This window comes from Caulobacter segnis ATCC 21756 (assembly GCF_000092285.1).
GTDB lineage: Bacteria > Pseudomonadota > Alphaproteobacteria > Caulobacterales > Caulobacteraceae > Caulobacter > Caulobacter segnis.
On record NC_014100.1, the window covers coordinates 3425713 to 3445291 of the forward strand.

Below are 19579 nucleotides of genomic sequence, written 5' to 3' on the forward strand. Positions count from 1 at the left end.
GGAAGGACACGGCGCTCAGGGGAGGAAGAGAGCGCCGCGCCAAACGCGTTACATCTTGTACTGGAACGACAGGTAGTAGCTCGGGCCCGTGACCGAGGTTTCCTGCCAACGGCTGGAGTTGCCCAGATAGGCCTCTTCCTGCGCGTTGTTGATGTTCATCGCCGCGAAGGCGAAGCTCAGGTGTTCGTTGAAGTTGTAGCCCAGGTTCAGGTCCAGCTGGGTCCGCGACTTCACCGTGTGGCCCAGCGGGCCGGCGAAGAAGCTCTCCACCGAGGTCTGGTCGTAGGCGCTGCGGTAGTTGGCCGACAGGCGGGCGCTGAAGGTCTGGTTTTCCCAGTACAGCGTGCCGTTGGCGGTGTGCTCCGACAGATTGGCCAGACGGAAGCCGGTGGTCGACTGGGCCGGGTTCACGTGCGTGTAGTTGGCGATCAGGCCAAAGCCGTTGATCGGCAGCCAGGCGTCGAGCGACTGTTGCCAGTTCACTTCGTAGCCGTGGATGTCGACAACCTTCGAGTCGTTCAGGCTCTCGGTGATCATGTAGTTGTCGCCGTTGCCGGCCACGCAGACGCCGCTCGTGTTCTTCGACAGCGACACGCCCTCGTAGGCGGTGGGGCAGCTGAGCTGGCTGTAGACGCCGTTCTTGACCTTCTTGGAGAAGTAGCCGGCGCTCAGACCATTGCCTTGGCCGTAGTACCACTCCAGCGTCAGATCGAGCTGGTTGGCGGTCATCGGGTCGAGGTTGCCCTGACCGGTCGAGATCGTGAAGACCTTCACGCCGCTCGTGTCCGTGGTGCTGGTCATCGTGCGGGCCAGTTGGTTGCTGGAGTCGATGATCGGACGCACCAGCACCTTGGCGGCGGCGACGCGCAGCAGCAGGTTGTCGGTCAGGTCGAGGCTGAAGTTCGCCGACGGCAGGATGTTGTCGTACGACTTCTTGGCCGTGTAGGTGCCGGCCACCAGCTTCACTTCGGTGTTCAGCGGGTTGGCGGCGCCGCCGATATAGCCGTCGATCGTCTGGTCCGTGCTTTCGCTGCGAACGCCCACGTTGCCGCGGAAGGTCTTCGACAGCACCTCGCCCTTCAGGTTGGCCATCGCGTAAAACGAGGTCAGGTCCCGCTCGACACGATAGCTGCCGGCCGGGTCGAACGCCTCGTAAACCGTGACGCCCTGGGCCTTCAGCGCCTCGCGATAGGCGTCGAGGTTCGGCGACACCCAAGCGGCCGGGAGGGTCGCCTCGCCGTCCATGAAGTTGGTGATCGAAAGGCCGCTGGACGCCATGGTCGGCGAGTAGGACGCCGGGATGGTGTTTTGGCCGTCCCTACGGATGACATAGCGCTTGAGCACTTCGTGACGGATCTTGGCCCCGGCCTGGACCGACTCCAGCACGCCCCAGTCGAGGAAGCGCTTGGCGTCGAACTGAGCCGCGTCCTCGTACGAGTCGATCGTGCGGAAGGCGCCGTTCGGATAGGTGTTCCGGATCAGGCTCGACGGGTTGTACTGGGCCGTGTCGGTCAGCGCCGTCGACGTCGTGAACACGATGTTCTTCGGATTGCTGATATCGACGGTCGCGCTCGGGATGTTGACGCCGAGGATCGCGGCCTCTTCGTTATGCTTGGCGCTGCCGCGCGAGTAGTGGCCGGTCGCCTTGAAGTCCCAGTTCTCGATACCCGTGTAGTGGACGTTGGCCGTCAGGGCGCCGGTCGATTGCGGCCGGTTCTCGTACTGGTGGTTGTTCTCCAGGCGGAAGTTGTTGACCTGCACCTTGGTCGCGGTGCCGTTCGTGACGGTCACCGGCACGACGTTCGAGGCCGACGGCGTCGTGAACAGGAACACCTGCTGGTGGATGTGCTGGGTCGTCTTGTCTTCGGCGTAGGTGCCGATCAGGTCGATCTGCAGGTCGCTGGTCGGCTTGAACTGCAGGGCGCCGTTCAGCATCGAGCGCTTGGTCTCACGGTCGATGCGGCGATAGCGCAGGCGAGCCGGAGTGTAGACGTTGTTGCTGACGGTCCAACGGTCCATCCACAGGTAGTCGCCGCGGTCCTTCAACTCCTGATAGCCGCCGCCCAGGAAGACGCCCAGCTTGCCGTCCAGGAAGTGGTCGACATAGGTCAGGCCGTACTTGCCGGTCGGATCGCCGCCGACGAGGTCCTGCTTCTGCAGCTTGCCCGCCAGGATGATCTGACGGCCCTTCACGTCGAACGGGTGAACCGTGTCGATGTTGACGGTGCCGGCCAGGCCGCCAGCGTCCATCTCGGCCGTCGGCGACTTGTAGACCTGGATGCCCGAGGCCAGTTCCGTCTGGATGACGTCGTAGCGGAAGCCGTCGGTGAAATTCGAGCTCTTGAAGGCCTGACCGTTGACCGTGGTCAGGGCGTACTGCGGGCCCAGGCCCCGGATGCTGATCGTCGAGCCGCGGCCGTTGATGTTCGAGATCTGAACGCCGGGAATGCGCTGGATGGCTTCGGCGATGTTTTCCGACGGGAACTTGCCGATATCTTCCGACGAGATGCCGTCCGAGACGCGGACGTCCTTGCGCTTCACTTCCAGGGCGGTGGCCAGGCTCTTGCGGAAGGCGGTGACGATGACTTCGTCGACGGCTTCAGGCTCGGCCGCCGGCGCGGGCGCCGCCTGGGCCAGGGCCATGTCGGCGAAGCAGACGCCGCCCAGCAGGGCGAGCGTGAAAGCCTTGCGGCGCGCGGCCGCGTTCTTCGATTTCGGATCGATCATATTTTTATATCCCCCGTTGACTGCTGACGCTGATACGGCTGCAAGACCGCGCGCCTTGATGGTTAAGCAGACCATTGAAGTACCTTTTTGGGCCCGCATGGTCAGAGACTAAAGCCGACGACAGGAATGTCGCAAAGCCTAAGTCGTTTATTTTACTCGCTTTTGCGTGGCGACCGTTCATTGGGCGCCGCAAAAGCCTGGGCTAAAAGACATTCATCCGCGCATTTCCTCCATTTTTTGTTTTTATTCAATTACTTGATCCACTCTCACCCCACATGCGAACACGGATCATGCAATACCATTCTAATGCCTCTTAAAAGGCCATCTGGCGGCTCTGTTCAATCCTCGGCAGCCCCAGGTCGAGAGGCCGTTCGGTCACTCCCGCGCTGCGTGCGGGGTTTGGGGTTAGAGCTTTGCCTGGATGGCCCTCCCTACGGCGTCGGCGTCTGGGCCGAGGATGACGTGGACGAGGGTGTCGGTGATGTGGACGAGGCCTCGGGCGCCGGCGTTGGCGAGGGCGGCCTGGTCCAGGGCGGCGGGTTTTTGCAGGACCAGGCGCAGGCGGCTGGAGCCGGCTGAGAGCTGGCGCAGGTTGCCGGGCCCGCCGAGGGCGGCCAGCAGGGCCTTGGCCTTGGCCTCGTCCTGGGCGCTCGGGGCGCTGGACGCGACCTGGGACGACTGAGCCTGGACCGGAGGCTGGACCTTGGGCGCGGGCGCTCCCAGGGCGGCGCGGATCTCGCCGGCGACGGCGTCGGCGATGGGGCCCAGCACCACCTGCAGGGCCTTGTCGGAGGGACGGACGATCCCGCGCGCGCCCAGCGCCTTGAGGGCGGCCTCGGAGACGGCGGCCTGGTCGGCGACGATCAGGCGAAGGCGCGTGGTGCAGGCGTCGACGCTGGCGAGGTTCGTGGCCCCGCCCAGGGCCTGGACGAAGTCGGCCCCGCGCCCGCCGCCGGTGGTGACGGCCTGGATCGGAGCGGCCTCGTCGTCCTCGCGGCCGGGGGTCTTGAGGTCGAACCGGGCGATGGCCAGGCGGAAGAGACCGTAATAGACGCCGGCGTAGACGAGGCCGATCGGGATCAGCCACAGCGGCCGGCTGGCCTTGCCGAAGTTCAGCACATAGTCGAACAGGCCCGCCGAGAAGGTGAAGCCCAGCTTCACATGCAGCATGTCCAGCAGCGCCATGGAGACGCCTGTCAGGATGGCGTGGATCGCATAGAGCGCCGGGGCCAGGAACATGAACGAGAACTCGATCGGCTCGGTCACCCCGGTCAGGAACGAGGTCAGGGCCAGCGAGGCCAGCATGCCGCCGACGGCCTTTTTCTTCTCGGGCTTGGCGGCGTGGTACATGGCCAGGCACGCGGCCGGCAGGCCGAACATCATCACCGGGAAGAACCCGCTCATGAACGCCCCGGCGCTGGGGTCGCCGGCGAAGAAGCGGCGAAGGTCGCCGGTCGCGCCGTGATAGTCGCCGACCACGAACCAGGCGATGTTGTTGAGGATGTGGTGCAGGCCGGTGACGATCAGGATCCGGTTGAGGAACCCGAACACCACAAGGCCGATCTCGCCCGAGCCGACCACGGCCCGGCTGGCCGCGTCGACCCCGCCGTTGATCGCGTCATAGCCCAGGCCCAAGAGGACAGCGATGGCCAGACCCGCCAGGCCCGAGACGATCGGCACGAACCGCCGGCCGCTGAAGAAGGCCAGATACTCCGGCAGCTTGAAGCCGGAGAAGCGGTTGTAGAAGAGGCCGCCGATGATCCCTGAGACGATGCCGATCGGCACGCTGAGCTTCGCCAGCGCCTTGGCCTTGTAGGCGGCGCTGGCGAGATCGGCGTGGGCCTGGACGAGGCCCGCCGTGACCTCGGCCGGGACATGCAGCAGGGCCTTGGCGCCCTCGACGGCGATCAGGAAGCAGACCACGCCCGCCAGGCCCGCGGCGCCATTGTTCTCGCGGGCCAGGCCCACGGCCACGCCGATGGCGAAGAGCAAACCGAGGTTGGAGAAGATCGCGTCCCCGGCCGCGGCCATGAAGCCGATGTTCAGGAGGTCCGGCTGGCCCAGGCGCAGCAGCAGCCCCGCCACCGGCAAGACCGCGATCGGCAGCATCAGGGCCCGGCCCAGCGGCTGGAGGATCTCAAGCGGAGACTTCATCTGGGTCAGGCTCCGAGGCTGGCTTGGACGAGGCCGCGCACGGCCTCGGGCGAGGTCTGGGCCAGGGCCCGGGCGGCCAGATCCTGGCAGGCGAGGAGATCCAGCGCGCGGACGCGGGCCTTGACCTCCGGAGCGATGGCGGCGGTGGTCGAGAGCTCCGTGACCCCCAGGCCCAAGAGGATCGGCGTGGCCACGAGATCCGAGGCCAGGCCCCCGCAGACCCCGACCCAGCGGCCGTGGGCCTTCGCCCCCTGGCAGGTCTGGGCGATCATCCGCAGCACCGCCGGGTGCAGGGCGTCGATCCGCGCGGCCAGCTCCGGATTACCCCGGTCCATGGCCAGGACGTATTGGGTGAGATCGTTGGTGCCGACCGAGAGGAAGTCGGCCTCGGCGGCGATCAGGTCGGCGGTCACAGCCGCGGCCGGGGTCTCGATCATCACGCCCAGTTCGACGTGATCGGTGACGCCCAGCTCGCGCTTGGCCTCTTCCAGCACCGCCCGCACGGCGCGCAGCTCATCGAGGCTGCCGATCATCGGGACCATGATCTTGCACTGGCCTTGAGGAACGACCCGCAGGATGGCGCGCAGCTGGGTCTTCAGAAGGTGCGGCCGCCAGAGGCTGACGCGCACGCCGCGCAAGCCTAGCGCCGGGTTCTCCTCGGCCGGGATCGGCAGGTAGGGCGCGGCCTTGTCACCGCCGACGTCCAGGGTGCGCACGATCAGCGGCTTGCCTTGAAGGGCGTCGGCGATGGCCTGGTACTGGCGGGCCTGCTCGTCCTCGTCGGGCGGGGTCTGGCGGTCCAGGAACAGGAACTCGGTGCGAAGAAGCCCACTGCCCTCCGCGCCGTTCTCGATCGCCGCCAGGGCGTCCTTGACCGAGCCGGTGTTGGCGAAGACCTCGATGCGGGTCCCGTCGCGGGTCACGGCCGGCTCAAAGGCGGCGGCCTTGGCGGCGGCCTTGCGGGCCTGACGGCCGGCCAGGGCCGTCTGGGCCGCTTCCAGGGCCGGGGCGTCGGGGGCCACGCGCAGGCTCCCGCCGTCGGCGTCGAGGATCAGGGCCGTTCCGTCGGCGATGCTCAGCGTCGCGCCGCCCAGCGCCACCAGGGCCGGGATCCCCATGGCCGCGGCCAGGATCGCCACGTGCGAGGTCGGACCGCCCCGGGCGGTGGCGAAGCCGGCGATGACGCCAGGGTCCGCGCCCATCAGCTGCGAGGGCAAGAGCTCGTCGGCCAGCAGGATCGCGCCTGGCGGCAGGACCGTGGCCTCGTCGTCTTCTCCGGCCAGCGCCCTTAGAACCTGGCGCTCGAGGTCGATCAGGTCGTCGACCCGCTCGGCCATCCGGCGATCCCCCAAGGCCCGCAGCGCCTCGACATAGCCGCCCACCGCCGCGCGCCAGCCAAAGCCGGCGCTCTTGCCCGCCGCGATCAGGCTCCTGGCCTGGGCGAGAAGCTCGGGATCGTCGAGGAAGGCCAGGTGCGCGGCCAGGATCGCCTTGCGGGCCTTGTCGCCTTTAGAGGCGCTGGCCTCGATCTTGGCGCGGACCTTGTTCAAGGCGGCCAGCAGCGCGGTCTCTTCGTGCGCCGCGCCCTGGCCCTCTTCGCGCACGGCGATGTCGGTCGAGGCCAGGCGCACGGCCTTGCCGATCGCCAGGCCCGGCGCGGCCAGCACGCCCTTCAGCACCCCGTCGGCCGGCAGGGCCGCTGGAGCCAGGGGCGCTTCGGCGGCGATCGGCGCGGGAGCCGAAGTCGTCTTGGCCGAGGTCTTCTGGGCCGAGGTCTTCTGGGCCGGAACCGGCGCCCCCTCGCCCATGCCGCTCTCGATCAGGTCGGCGATGGCGTCGACGGCGGCCTTCGCGTCCGCGCCCGAGGCCAGGACTTGAATCTCATCGCCGTGGCGCGCGGCCAGGGCCATCAGTCCCACCGGGCTCCTTGCGCTCGACCGACGGCCGCCCACGGCCAGCGCGGTCTCGGCGGCGAAGGTCTTGGCCAGCTCGGCGATCCGCGCCGCCGGTCGCGCGTGGATCCCGTGCATCAACGGCACGGTCACCGCGCGGGAAATCTCGTTGGTGGGTTCGGCGGCGTCCGAGACGCCCGCGCCGCCCAGCGGCCGCAGCTCCATCAGGAACCCGCCCGCCTCCACGGCCATGTCCTGGTCGCGGCGCACGATCTCGAAGGCTTCGGGATTGGTGATCACCACCGGGGTGATCAGGCTCTTGGCCCGCTGGGCCAGCAAATCGAGGTCAAAGCTGATCAGCGGCTGCCCGGTCTTGACCGCCTGGCCCTCGCGCACGTGGACCTCAAAGCCCTCGCCGCCCAAGGCCACCGTCTCCAGGCCCACATGCATCAGGATCTCGGCGCCCGCCGTCGATCGCAGCGTCACCGCGTGACCCGCCCGATGCGCCGACACCACAACCCCGTCGCACGGCGCCACAAGCTCCCCGCCCAACGGATCGATCGCCACCCCGTCACCCAGCATCCGGCCCGCGAACACCGCGTCCGGAGCCTCCGACAACGACGCGATCCAGCCCTTCAAAGGTGAAGACAGCACCAATGCCGACATCTGAATCGCCCCCTTTCCGCCGCGCTCCGGCGACGGGGAGACAGTACATTCCATTTTAATACCATTTGGCAAGGCCACTTTTGCTCTCTGGCATGGCCACTCTTGCTAAGCTCATGAAATAGCCAATATACAGGGACAAATCGGCGCGACCGGGGTATGAAGCGTTGACATCCGTCGCCAGATAATCGGACTCATATTGGTATCCGACGGTTTGACCGCCGGGGTCACGCAACCGCAGGAGGCGGAGCAAGTGTCTCTTTCGCAGCGCATAGGCTTCGCCCAGGGGGCGGTTTCTGCGCCCCTTTATCTTCAGCTACAGCGCGCGTTGCGCGAGGCCATCCAGCTGAAGGTGCTGAACCCGGACGACGCCTTGCCGCCCGAGCGGGACATGGCTGACGACTTCAACGTCTCGCGCATCACGGTGCGCAAGGCGCTGGAGGGCCTGGTCAACGAAGGCCTGCTGACCCGCCGCCAAGGCGCCGGCACCTTTGTCGCCGCGCGCGTCGAGAAGAACTTCTCCAAGCTGACCTGCTTCACCGAGGACATGATCTCGCGCGGCCGTGCGCCGCACAGCGAATGGATCACCCGGGCCGAGGGCGCGGTGACGCCGGAAGAGGCCTTGATGCTGGGCGTCTCGCCCAACACGCCCGTCTACCGATTCCATCGTATCCGTTTCGCCGACGGCGCGCCGATGGCGGTGGAATACACCACCATCGCCGCCTTCGCCCTGCCCTCGCCCGAGGCCGTCAAGGACTCGCTCTACGAGGCCATGGCCGCGCACGGGCACCGTCCGGCTCGGGCGCTCCAGCGCCTGCGCGGCGTGCTGATCAACCGCGAGCACGCGTCCTTGCTGGGCGTGAAGCCCAAGGACGCCGGCCTCCTGGTCGAACGGCGCGGCTTCCTGAAGGACGGCCGGGCCGTCGAAATCTCTCATTCCTACTATCGCGGCGACGCCTACGACTTCGTCGCCGAACTGAACGACGCATCCTGATCAGCGCTCGCGCGCTGGCATGTTTCAAAGGACCACGAGCTTGGAGGCGACTGTCTTGAACCGTCCTGAAGGCCCCGCGACGGGGCGGCTGTCGCCGGAAAGCACGAAGATGTTCGCCGAGGCCAGCCAAGGCGCGGCCGTGGCCAAGGCGCTGCTGGCGGCCAACGCCGAGCGCGTCGCGGCCCTGGCCGAGCGCCTGCGCGCCAACCCGCCTCGCGTGGTGGTGACCTGCGCGCGCGGCAGCAGCGATCACGCGGCGACCTTCGCTCGCTATCTGATCGAGACCAAGGCCGGGGTGCTGACCTCGTCGGTCGGCCTGTCGGTCAGCTCGGTCTATGACGCCTCGCCAAACCTGGAAGGCGCGCTGTGCCTGGCGGTCTCGCAGTCGGGCAAGAGCCCCGACCTGTTGGCGGCGGTGACGGCCGCCAAGGCCGCCGGCGCCTACGCCGTGGCCCTGGTCAATGTCGAGGACTCGCCCCTGGCCCAGCTGGCCGACGCGGTGATCCCGCTGCACGCGGGTCCGGAGCTGTCGGTGGCGGCCACCAAGTCCTATATCGCCGCCCTGGTGGCGGTGACCCAGCTGATCGCCGCCTGGACGGAGGACGCCGAGCTGACGGCGGCGCTGTCGGGCCTGCCCGCCGCGCTGGAACAGGCCTGGAACCTGGACTGGTCGGCGGCCGGCAAGCGCCTCGAGACGGCGACCAACCTCTACGTGCTGGGCCGCGGCGTGGGCTTCGGCGTCGCGCTGGAAGCCGCCCTGAAGTTCAAGGAGACCTGCGGCCTTCACGCCGAGGCCTTCAGCGCCGCCGAGGTGCTGCATGGGCCGATGGCGCTGGTGAAGGACGGTTTCCCGGCCCTGGTCTTCGCGCAGAACGATGAGAGCCGCCAGAGCGTCGAGGACATGGCCGAAGGCCTGCGCGCTCGGGGGGCGGACGTTTTCCTGGCCGCGCCCGGCAAGACGGGCGACGACCTGCTGCCGACCCTCAAGGCGCATCCGATGCTGGAGCCGATCCTGATGGTCCAGAGCTTCTACCGCATGGCCAACGCCCTGTCGGTGGCGCGCGGCTACGATCCCGACAGTCCGCCCCACCTCAACAAGGTCACCGAAACCGTCTGATGCTGGTCGCGCTTATCAACGGCCGGGTGCTGACACCGGCCGGTCTTGTCGAAGACCAGGCCGTCCTCGTCGAGGGCGGCAAGGTGGCCGCCGTGGTTGCGATGGCCGAGGTCCCCGCCGGGGCCGAGCGCCAGGATCTGGCCGGCGGCCTGCTGGTCCCGGGCTATATCGACACCCAGGTCAATGGCGGCGGCGGCGTTCTCTTCAACGACGCCCCGACCGTCGAGACCATCGCCGCCATCGGCGCGGCCCACCGGGCCTATGGCACGACCGGCTTCCTGCCGACCCTGATCAGCGACGATCTGGATGTGGTCGACAGGGCCCTGCGCGCCACCGAGGCCGCCATCGAAGCAGGCGCGCCCGGCGTGCTGGGCGTCCACATCGAGGGGCCGTTCCTCAATCCCAAGCGCAAGGGCATCCACGACGAGGCCAAGTTCCGGGTCATCGACGAGGACGCCATCGCCCTGCTCTCGTCGCTGAAGCGCGGCAAGCTGCTGCTGACCCTGGCCCCCGAGCGCACCACGCCCGAGATCATCGCGCGCCTCTCGAAGGCCGGCGTGATCGTCGCGGCCGGACACACCAACGCCCGCTACGAGACCATGCGCCAGGCCATCGACCAGGGCCTCTCGGGCGTCACCCATCTCTTCAACGCCATGTCGCCGCTGACCAGCCGCGAGCCCGGCGTCGTCGGCGCGGTGCTGGAGGACCAGAGCGTCTGGGCCGGGATCATCGTCGATGGCCGCCACGTCGATCCGGTGACCTTGAAGATCGCCCTGCGCGCCCGGCCGCTGGACCGGTTCATGCTGGTCACCGACGCCATGCCGACCGTGGGCATGGCCGACAAGCGCTTCACCCTGCAGGGTCGCCAGATCACCGTCCGCGACGGCGTCTGCGTCGACGATCACGGCACCCTGGCGGGCTCGGATCTCGACATGGCGGCCGCCGTCCGCAACGCCGTTTCGATGCTGGGCCTGTCCTTGGCCGACGCCGTCATGATGGCCTCGGCCGCCCCCGCCGCGTTCCTGGGCCTTGGCCGCCAACGCGGCCAGATCGTCCCCGGCTTCGCCGCCGACTTCTGCCTGCTAGACGACGACCTCAACGTCGCGAAAACCTGGATCGACGGGAAGGAAAACCATGTCCGGAAAAAGCCTCTCCCCGTCTAGGCGAGTTCTCGCCCTCGCGGTCGCGCTGAGCCTGGGTTCGGTCGGCCTCGCCCGAGCCCAGTCGGCGCCGGAACTGCTGGCCAAGGTCGATCCGTTCGTCGGCGTCGATGGCGGTGGCGTCACCGGCGGCAACACCGTGCCCGGCGCCGGCGCGCCGTTCGGTTTCGTGTCGCTGAGCCCCGACACCACCAACGCCGACACCAACGGCTATGACTCCAAGAGCCCGATCATGGGCTTTAGCTATACGCACGTCAGCGGCACGGGCGGCTCGGGCAAGTACGGCAACTTCCGGGTCACCCCGACGGTCGGCCCGCTGCGCGTCAACCACCTGCACTACGGCAAGACCAACGAGCGCGCCTCGCCCGGCTACTACGCCGTGGGTCTGGGCAACACCGACGCCGAGCGGATCCAGGTCGAGCTGACGGCCTCGCGCCGCGTCGGCTTCCAGCGCCTGACCTATCCGGCGCTCGCCGAGAGCAACCTGATCTTCGACGTCAGCTCGGTGATCGCCATGCGCGGCCGCGGCCAGCGCGTACGCCTGGCCAAGGTCGAGCTGATCGACGACCACACCCTGGCCGGCGAGGTCACGGTCGAGGGCGGCTGGAACCCGACGCCCTACACCCTCTATTTCCACGCCGTGACCGACCGTCCCGCCAAGGCCTTCGGGGCCTGGAAAGCGGGCCAGGGCTGGATGGAGACCCAGCCCGGCGTCGGCCGCGCGGAAGGCGGCGTCCAGGTCAAAAGCCTGGCCAACCGCCAGGGCCTGATGATCGAATACGACACCGAGCGCGAGTTCTCCAACCGCCTCGGCGCCTATCTCACCTTCGACACGACGACGAACCGCCAGGTGCAGATGAAGCTGGCCGTCTCGTTCGTCAGCGCCGACAAGGCCCGCGCCAACCTGGCCGAGGAGATGCCCGGCTGGGACTTCGACGCCTATCATGCGGCGACGGCGGCCCAGTGGTCGGACGCGCTAGCCAAGATCAAGGTCGAGGGCGGCAGCGAAGAGCAGCAGCGGATCTTCTATTCGGCGCTCTACCGCTCGCACACCATGCCCCACGACCTCAGCGGCGAGAACGTCTGGTGGAAGTCCGACGAGCCGCACTACGAGGACTTCTACACGCTGTGGGATACGTTCCGGACGCTGCATCCGTTGCTCACCGTGATCCAGCCGCAGCGGCAGCGCGACATGATCCGGTCGCTGGTCGACACCTACAAGCACACCGGCTGGATGCCCGACTCCCGCATCGCCGGGGCCAACGGCATGACCCAGGGCGGCTCGAACGGCGACATCCTGATCGCCGACGCGGTGACCAAGAAACTGGGCGGCTTCGACGTCAACCTGGCCTATGAGGCGATCCGCAAGAACGGCGAGGTCGACAGCGACCAGCCCTTCCTGCAGGGCCGCGTGCTGAAGGACTATCTCACGCTGGGCTACGTTCCCTTCACCGTCACCCGCTCAGCCTCGCGCACCCTGGAATACGCCTATGACGACTACGCGATCGGCGTGGTCGCCAAGGCCCTGGGCAAGACCGAGTACGCCAAGCGCTACATCGCCCGCTCGGGCAATTGGAAGAACATCTGGGACGACCGGCTCGGCTGCGTTCGCCCCCGCTATCCGAACGGCGAGTGGGTCGAGAACTATAGCTGCACCTACGAGTATCCCGACCGCTCGGGGCCCTGGTGGGACGCGGTGTTCTATGAGGGCAACTCGCTGCAGTACTCGAGCTACGTTCCGCAGGACGTGGCGGGGCTGATGGCCAAGACCGGCGGACCGGAAGGGTTCGTCAAATGGCTGGATCACCTGTTCGACGGCCACTACTCGCAGGGCAACGAGCCGGACCTGCTGGCGCCCTATCTCTACATCCACGCCGGACGCCCCGACCGCACCAACGAGATCGTGCGCGGCCTGATGGCCAAGCACTATCGCCTCAGCCGTACGGGCCTGCCCGGCAATGACGACGCCGGGGCCATGTCCAGCTGGTACGTCTGGAACGCGATGGGGCTCTATCCGAACGCCGGCCAGCCCTACTACTACATCGCCTCGCCGGTGTTCTCGCGCAGCGTGATCGCGCTGGAAGGCGGCAAGACCTTCGAGGTCCGGGCGCCGACGACGTCGGAAGCCAACCGCTACGTCACGGGGGCGAAGCTGAACGGCAAGCCGCTGGATCGCGCCTGGATCAGCCACGACGAGCTGGCCAAGGGCGGCGTGCTGGAGCTGACCTTGGGTCCGGCGCCGACCGGCTGGGCCAGCCGCTTCACACCGCCGCCCAACGGGCTCTGAGCCGCCTTCGCCCTAACGACGGAGCGCGAAACCCACGAAGACCGTCCGCGGCGCGGCGTAGCTGGTCACGCCATCGGCGGTCTGGGCCACGGCGAGGTTCGCGTCCAAGACGTTGTCGGCGGCCAGATAGACCTCGCTGGTCGGCGACAGCGCCCAGCCGGCGCGGAGGTCGAGGCTGGTCCCCGCCTTCAGCGTCCGGAGGTTCAGGTCGTCCTCGTAGCGTTTGCTCTCGTAGCGCAGGTCGGCGTCCAGGCTCAGGCGCTCGATCGGTCTCCAGCGCCCGCCCGCCGTGACCGTCAGCGCCGGCGCCTGGGCCGGGCGCTTGTCGGTCAGCTGAGGCGCGAGGCTCCCGCCATCGACCCGCGCATGCGTCGCGGAGACAGCGGCGCGAACCGTCCAGGCCGGGGAGAGATCGGCGCTCACGTCGCCCTCAAGCCCGTAGGCGTTGATCTCTCCCGCGTTGCGCCGCTGACGCAGCACGCCGCCGGCCGGAATGAAACCCGCCACGGGAAAGGTCCCCGGCCCGATCCCGACCGTGACGTTGGTGATCGGGTCCTGCACCTGATTGTAGAACAGCCCCAGGCTCCACCGGACCGCCCCCTCCCCCGTGAGCCCCGTCTCGACGCCATAAAGGGTCTCGGGCTTCAAGGCGGCGTTGGCCTCGGTCACGTCGTTGCCGACGCGGAACGGCCGATGCAGTTCGTTCAGGGTCGGCGGACGGAAGCCGGCATAGGCGGCGGCCCGGATCCAGGTGTCGCCGGCCAGGCGCTGACGAACGCCCGCGCGTGCCGTCGGCGTCGTCCCCGAGGCGTCAGCGACGGGCGCGTCGAGGGTCTGCGCTCCCGTCGCCGCGTCTCGCTCGCGCCGGACGCCGTGATAGGACCGCCAGCCGTCCAGACGCGCGCCGCCCGTCAGCGAGAAATCCGGCCGGCTATAGGCCGCCTCGGCATAGACGCCGCCGACCATAGTGCGGCCGCCCGCCGTCCGCTGCCGGGTGAAGGCGCCGTTCTGGTAGCGGAAGCGTTCGTTCGTTCGTCCCTCGGTCGCCCTAACGTCGCCGCCCAGCTCCCAGGACCAGTCGCTCGACTTGCCCTGCCACGCGGCGTTAAGGCCGTAGCCGCTGGCGGGCGTGGAGTACTGGTCGTTGGCGGGTGTCGTCCCGGTCCGGCCGGCGGCCACCGCGGCCGAGGTGTTCTCAAGATCGCTGGACCGCGCCCATCCCTGCAGGCGCCAGCGATCCGTCGCCAAGGTGACGGCCAGCGAGCTTCCGGTCGCGTTCGACTTGGCGCCGAACAGGCCCGCGCCGCGCTTTTCCTGGAACACGCCGACCCGCGCCGCCCAGCGCACGCCCCCGGCCACGCCCTGGACGCGGGCGGCGATCGAGCCGTCCTCGAGGGTGGTTGGGACATCGGCGGCGCCCGACGCCGCGCCACGCACGGGGCGATAGCCGTCGGTGCGCGAGCTGCTGGCGGTCAGCAGCAGGTGATCGGTTCCGAAGGTCCCGGCCGCGCGCCAGCTGTCGCGCTCGCCGGCCTGCACTGAAAGACTGGAAAGTCCGCCGCCGGTCGCGCGCTCACGCAAGGCCACCACGCCGGTCAGCGCACCGGCGCCATAGGGCCCCGCGCCCGCGCCGCGCACGATGGTCGCTCCTGACAAACCCTCGCCAGGAAGCGCCGTCCAGATGACCCATCCGCCGAACGGATCGTTCTGCGGCGCGCCGTCCAGCGTCACCAGCGCGCGGCCCGCGCCCGACGGCGCCACGGCGCGCAAGGACAGGCCCTGGATCGTCGGATTGGCCGCGTCGCTGCCCGTGCGCCGGAAGAGCGAGACGCCGGGAGTCGTCTTGAGCACGTCATCCAGCCGCGCCGAGGCGCCCAGCTGAGCGGCGTCGTAGCTCGCGGTGGAAAAGGCCTCCTGCCCGGCCAGCGGCGGGAGCCGGGGCGCCTCGACGACGACGGCGGAGACCGGGGGCGGCGGGACGTCCAAGGGCACGGAAACCTCTAAGCGGGGAACAGCTACGGTTTAGCCAAAGCCTTCGCCCCCGGCTATCGTTCCCAGCCCCCGCCCAAAGCCAGAAAGAGATTCACCTGATCGGCGGCGACCTGGCTGTCGGACGCGGCCAGCGCCGCCTCCGCGCCGGCCAGGGTGCGCTGGGCGTCGAGGCCCGCGAGGTAGGGGCTGCGGCCAGCCTGATAGAGCCTGCGCGCCTGATCCTCGGCCAGGGCGGCCTGATCGCGCGCGGCCTTCAAGGCGGCCTGGCGCCGCAGGTCGTGAGCATAGGCGTCGAGGCTGGTCTCGGTCTCCCGCAACGCGGTGAGCACGACGCCATCGAACCGGGCCAGGGCGGCGTCCGCGCCGGCCTCGGCCTGGCGGATCCGTGACCGCTCGCCTTCGCCCGGCAGGGTCCAGGAGATCAGCGACGTCAGCCCCCAGCGGTTGGCGGCGGGCTGGCCGATGTCGGCCAGAAGGCCCGTCGAACCCGCGCCCGCGCCCAGGGTAATGCTGGGATAGAGCGCTGCGGTCGCCACGCCGATGCGGGCGGTCGCGCCGGCCAGGGTTCGCTCGGCTTGCCGCACGTCCGGACGGCGCTTCAGAAGGGCCGCGCCGTCGCCGACCGGGATGGGCCGCTTGAGCGCGGGCGGCGTCACGCAGGCCTCCACCGCCTTCGGAAACTCGGCGGGCGGCTTGCCGGTCAGCGTCGCCAGACGATAGAGCGCGGCGCGGCGGCGGCTCTGAAAAGTCGGCAGGGCCGCGCGCGACTGGTCCAGCAAGGCCTGGGCGCGGGTCAGGTCAACGGCCGTCCCCTTGCCGGCCCCGACCAGCCGGCGCGTCACCTCCAGGTTGCGGCTTTGCAGATCGACCGTGCGCTGCGCCACCGCCAACTCGTGCCCATTGGCGCAGGCCTCGACATAGGCTCGGGCGACGTCGGCGGCGACGCTGACCCGGGCGAGGTCAAGCGCCGCCTGGGACGCGTCGGCGTCGGCGTGCGCCGCTTCGGAAGCGCGCTTCAGCCGGCCGACCAGGTCCACCTGGTAGGAGACCTTCACGCCCGCGTCCGCCAGGTTCTCGACGGGCAGAGGTTCGGAGAGCAGGAACTGCTCGCCCGACTCCCGCGCGTGCATGGCGGAGGCCGAAGCCCCAACCTTGAAGCCCCCGGCGTCGTCGGCTTCGCCAGCCACCGCGCGGGCCCGGGCCAGGTTGGCGGCGGCGACCCGGAGGTCGGTGTTGGCCTTCAGCCCTTCCTCGACCAGAGCGTTGAGCACGGCGTCGTCGTAGAGTTTCCACCAGCCGGCCGGGACGGGATCCTGGCGGACGGCGGCGGACTGGGCGCCAAGGAACGCCCCCTGGGCCGTGGGCGCGTTCAGCTTGGCCTCGTCGGGCGGCTTGTAGTTCGGGCCGACGGTCGTGCAGGCCGCCAGGGCCAGCAGCGAGCCGGCCAGAGCAAGCGCTCTCACCGGGTTCATCGACGGGCTCCCGTCAGCACCGACACCGTCGCGGTCCGGCCGGCGATCAGGCGCAGGTCGCGCGGCGTCTGGTCCAGGGCGACCCGCACGGGCACCCTCTGAGCCAGTCGCACCCAACTGAAAGTCGGATTGACGTTGGGCAGCAGGTTGTCGCTGGCGGCGCGGTCACGGTCCTCGATCCCGGCCGCGATCGACTGGATGTGGCCCTTGAGGGTTCTATCCTCGCCCATGATCTTGACGCTCACCGGTTGGCCGATCCGCAAGCCCGAGAGCTTGGTCTCCTCGAAATAGCCCTCGACCCGGAACGAGTGGGAATCGATCAGCGCCAGGACCGGCTTGCCCGCGGTGACGTAGTCGCCGGTGCGCAGCGTCAGGTCCGACAGGAAGCCGTCGGTCGGCGCCAGGACCTCGGTTCGCTTTAGGTTCAAAGCGGCCACGTCGCGGCTCGCCACCGCCTGGGCCAGGGCGGCCTGGACCTGCTCGACCTTGGACTGGCTCTGTTCGGTCACTTCGGCGGCGACGAGGTCGCCGAGCGCGCGGTTGCGCGAGAGCTCGCGGCGCGCCTGGATCAGGCTGGCGCGTTGGGCCTCGACGGCGGCGTCGGCTTGGCGAAGCGCCAGGGCGTAGCGCTCGCGATCCACATAGAACAGGGGCTGGCCGGCCTTGACGGCTTCATCGTTGGCGGCGGCGACCCGGGTGACGAGACCGGACACGTCTGGCGCCACCTTCACGACGTCGGCGCGGACGCGACCATCCCGGGTCCACGGATCGACCTGGTAGTGGGTCCACAGCGCCTTGCCGCCGACGGCGGCGGTGACGAGGACGGCGCCGGTGACGGCCATGCGGCCGGCATAGGGTAGAAAGGTCTTCAAGGGGGGCATGATCAGAACTTCAGGGGAGACGGGACCGTCACGACGGCGGCCCAGAGGATGACGAACAGGGCGGCGTCGAACAGCGCCGGATGCCAGACGAGGCGATAGGCGCCGAACCGGGCCAGCAGGCGTCGCAGAACGAACGCCGCGATCAGGGCGATCACCGCCGAGACCAGGACGGACGATAGGAAGACGCCGTCGATAGCGATTTCGCCGGTCATCGGGCGACCTCCGGAACGAAGGCCGGAGCCTTCGGGAACAGGTTGCGGCGCAGGCCCACCAGGCCTGAGACGCCCTGCACGGCCGAAGCGGCGGGCGCTTCGGCCAGGTCGCGCAGGGCGGTGTCGATGCGAGCTAGAAGCTCAGCGCCGGGCGCGGCGCGGGCGCCGGCGGCCAAGGCGGCGAAGTGGTCGCCGACGCCATCCAAGGCGGCGTCGACGTGCGCCTTCCCATCGCGCGGCAGGTCCGGGCGCGCGGCCTGCACGGCGACCAGGTTCATGCCCACCCGCAGGTCGCGCAGCGCGTCGACGCCGACCAGGTCATGCGCGTGACCGACTTCGGCCAGCTTGGGCGTCAGAATGCCCAGGCGATCCACCAGCACGGCGGCGAAGGCGGCGGGTTCCGGCGCTTGGCGCGCGCGGGCCAGGCGCGCCAGATTGCGCCAGGTGCGTGTCAGCAGCCGCCGGGCGCTGGCGTCCGTCCCCATCGATCGCAGGGCGGCCGTCACGGTGATGGCCAGCAGCAAGCCCACGAACTGGCCAAGGTTGCCATTGAGGAAGCCGGCGAAGTCGGCGCTGAACGTCTCCTGCAGGGCCAGGGCGTTGCAAAAGCCCATCAGCACGGCCAGGGCCGCCCCCATGCGGCGCGGATCGGGGATGTAGAGGCCCAGGAACAGCAGCGGCGGCCCCATGGCGGCGACGAGCATCGGAAAGCCGTCGATCGCCGGCAGGATGGCGAACATGTAGAGCGCCGCCAGCGGCAGCGAGAGCAGCGAGAACAGGCCAAAGTCCTTGATGGCGGGCACGGGATCGTCCAGCGCGGCGAAGAAGCAGCAGAACACGGCGGCCATGACCGGCGCGGCGATCCCGTCGCCCCAGCCGAATTGAATCCAGGCCGCGCAGGACAGCATCACCGCGATCGCGGCGGCCCCGCCCGACAGAAGGGCCAGCGGCAGGTCGGCGTGCATCCTGTGGCGGGCGCTCTCCCGCGTCGCGGCGTCCAGCGCCGACGACAGCGGCGCATCGGGATCGTCGATGCGGGCCATCAGGGCGTGCCCCTCGGCCAGCGCCCGCACGGCCTCCGATAGCCGCACCAGCAGGCTTTCGACCAGCAAGCTCGACCAATTGGCGTCTGACCGGAGGGCGGCGAGGGTCCGGAGCTCGTCGACCAGGTCGAGTCCCGCTTCGCGTGGCGCGCCGGCCTCGATCCAGCCGATCACCGCATTCAGGGCCTCGCGCACCCGCGGTTCGCGAACATCTCGGAGGGCCTCCATGCGATCGCCGAGGCCGGACAGCAGGGGAATCAGCAGCAGCATCCGCTCCTGCAGCGCGCGCACGACGCCAGTGGTCTCACGCAGGCGCGAGGTGTCGAACGGGAGGTGGACGGCCAGCATGCGGATCTCGCTGGCGGCGGCGGCGAGATGGCGGCGATCGCGCGCGATCGTCGCCGGATCGGCCTCCTCGCGCAGGACGTCCAGCGCCCAGCGATCGGCCTCGCCCAGCCAGTTGGCGAGGCGGGTCTTCAGCACGCGCCCGACGGGACGGGGAAACACGAGGCTGTGGACCATCGTCGCGCACAGGATGCCAAGGCCGATCTCGATCACGCGCGAGGCGGCGACGTCGAAGATCGCGCCGGGCTGCGAGACGCTGGGAAAGCCAATGATCGCGGCGGTGTAACCGGCCAGCATCATCACATAACTGCGCGGCGTGCGGTCCAGCAGCGAGATGGTCAGGCAGCCGCCAACCCATAGGGCCAAGGCCAGCGACAGCAGCCAGGGGGCGTTCACGAGGTTAGGGACCAAGGCCACGGCGGCGGCGGCGCCCAGGATGGTGCCGAGCACACGGTAGACGGCCTTGGAGCGCACGGCTCCGGCCAGGGGCTGGCTGACGATATAGGCGGTGGTCATCGCCCAGTATGGGCGCGGCAGGCCCAGGGCGAACCCGATATAGAGGGCCAGCATCGCCGCCGCGAAGCTGTTCGCCGAGAACAGCAGCGTATGCCGATCGAACTTGGGCAGCATGGCGAGGGTC

12 protein-coding genes are annotated in these 19579 nt (G+C 69.2%); 4 read left to right on the forward strand and 8 right to left on the reverse strand.

The features are described 5' to 3' along the window. Positions 1–48 precede the first annotated feature (48 nt). From CSEG_RS15755 to ptsP, 3 genes are all read right to left on the reverse strand, one after another. Positions 49–2727, reverse strand: a complete 2679-nt coding sequence (locus CSEG_RS15755) for a TonB-dependent receptor (RefSeq protein WP_013080226.1) — start codon at positions 2725–2727, stop codon at positions 49–51. A gap of 405 nt (positions 2728–3132) precedes the next feature. Further along, positions 3133–4881 carry an N-acetylglucosamine-specific PTS transporter subunit IIBC gene (nagE, locus tag CSEG_RS15760; protein ID WP_013080227.1) on the reverse strand — a complete coding sequence of 583 codons (1749 nt, stop codon included), beginning with the start codon at positions 4879–4881 and terminating at the stop codon, positions 3133–3135. A 5-nt stretch (positions 4882–4886) separates the two neighbouring features. Beyond that, positions 4887–7445, reverse strand: coding sequence for a phosphoenolpyruvate--protein phosphotransferase (gene ptsP / locus CSEG_RS15765; protein ID WP_041538693.1), 2559 nt, complete (start codon positions 7443–7445; stop codon positions 4887–4889). A gap of 187 nt (positions 7446–7632) precedes the next feature. Here ptsP and CSEG_RS15770 point away from each other — a divergent pair, with 187 nt between their 5' ends. Genes CSEG_RS15770 through CSEG_RS15785 form a run of 4 tightly spaced genes read left to right on the forward strand, consistent with a single transcriptional unit; the run spans position 7633 to position 12994 of the window. Beyond that, the gene (locus CSEG_RS15770; RefSeq protein ID WP_227878933.1) at positions 7633–8430 is read left to right on the forward strand and encodes a GntR family transcriptional regulator; all 798 of its coding nucleotides are present in this window, start codon (positions 7633–7635) and stop codon (positions 8428–8430) included. Between the two features lie 40 nt (positions 8431–8470). After that, positions 8471–9547 (forward strand): SIS domain-containing protein, encoded by a 1077-nt coding sequence (locus tag CSEG_RS15775; protein ID WP_041538338.1) that lies wholly within the window; start codon positions 8471–8473, stop codon positions 9545–9547. After that, positions 9547–10710, forward strand: a complete 1164-nt coding sequence (gene nagA / locus CSEG_RS15780) for an N-acetylglucosamine-6-phosphate deacetylase (RefSeq protein WP_013080231.1) — start codon at positions 9547–9549, stop codon at positions 10708–10710. Before CSEG_RS15775 ends, nagA begins: the two co-directional genes overlap by 1 nt. Then, a complete protein-coding gene (locus CSEG_RS15785) occupies positions 10682–12994 on the forward strand; it encodes a GH92 family glycosyl hydrolase (RefSeq protein WP_013080232.1) in 2313 nt (770 codons plus the stop codon). Before nagA ends, CSEG_RS15785 begins: the two co-directional genes overlap by 29 nt. A gap of 12 nt (positions 12995–13006) precedes the next feature. Here the strand turns inward: CSEG_RS15785 and CSEG_RS15790 are convergent, their stop codons facing one another. From CSEG_RS15790 to CSEG_RS15810, 5 genes are read right to left on the reverse strand one after another with little or no spacing between them, the layout of a single operon-like run. Then, positions 13007–14986: a TonB-dependent receptor gene (locus CSEG_RS15790; protein WP_013080233.1), complete on the reverse strand. Its 1980-nt coding sequence runs from the start codon at positions 14984–14986 to the stop codon at positions 13007–13009. A gap of 53 nt (positions 14987–15039) precedes the next feature. Then, positions 15040–16458, reverse strand: a complete 1419-nt coding sequence (locus CSEG_RS15795) for an efflux transporter outer membrane subunit (protein WP_013080234.1) — start codon at positions 16456–16458, stop codon at positions 15040–15042. Then, positions 16455–17339, reverse strand: coding sequence for an efflux RND transporter periplasmic adaptor subunit (locus tag CSEG_RS15800; protein ID WP_013080235.1), 885 nt, complete (start codon positions 17337–17339; stop codon positions 16455–16457). The genes CSEG_RS15795 and CSEG_RS15800 overlap by 4 nt, the downstream gene beginning before the upstream one ends. Positions 17340–17341: 2 nt before the next feature. Next, the gene (locus CSEG_RS15805) at positions 17342–17551 is read right to left on the reverse strand and encodes a DUF1656 domain-containing protein (RefSeq protein WP_013080236.1); all 210 of its coding nucleotides are present in this window, start codon (positions 17549–17551) and stop codon (positions 17342–17344) included. Continuing rightward, positions 17548–19569: an FUSC family protein gene (locus tag CSEG_RS15810; RefSeq protein ID WP_013080237.1), complete on the reverse strand. Its 2022-nt coding sequence runs from the start codon at positions 19567–19569 to the stop codon at positions 17548–17550. Before CSEG_RS15810 ends, CSEG_RS15805 begins: the two co-directional genes overlap by 4 nt. Between the last annotated feature and the right edge of the window lie 10 nt (positions 19570–19579).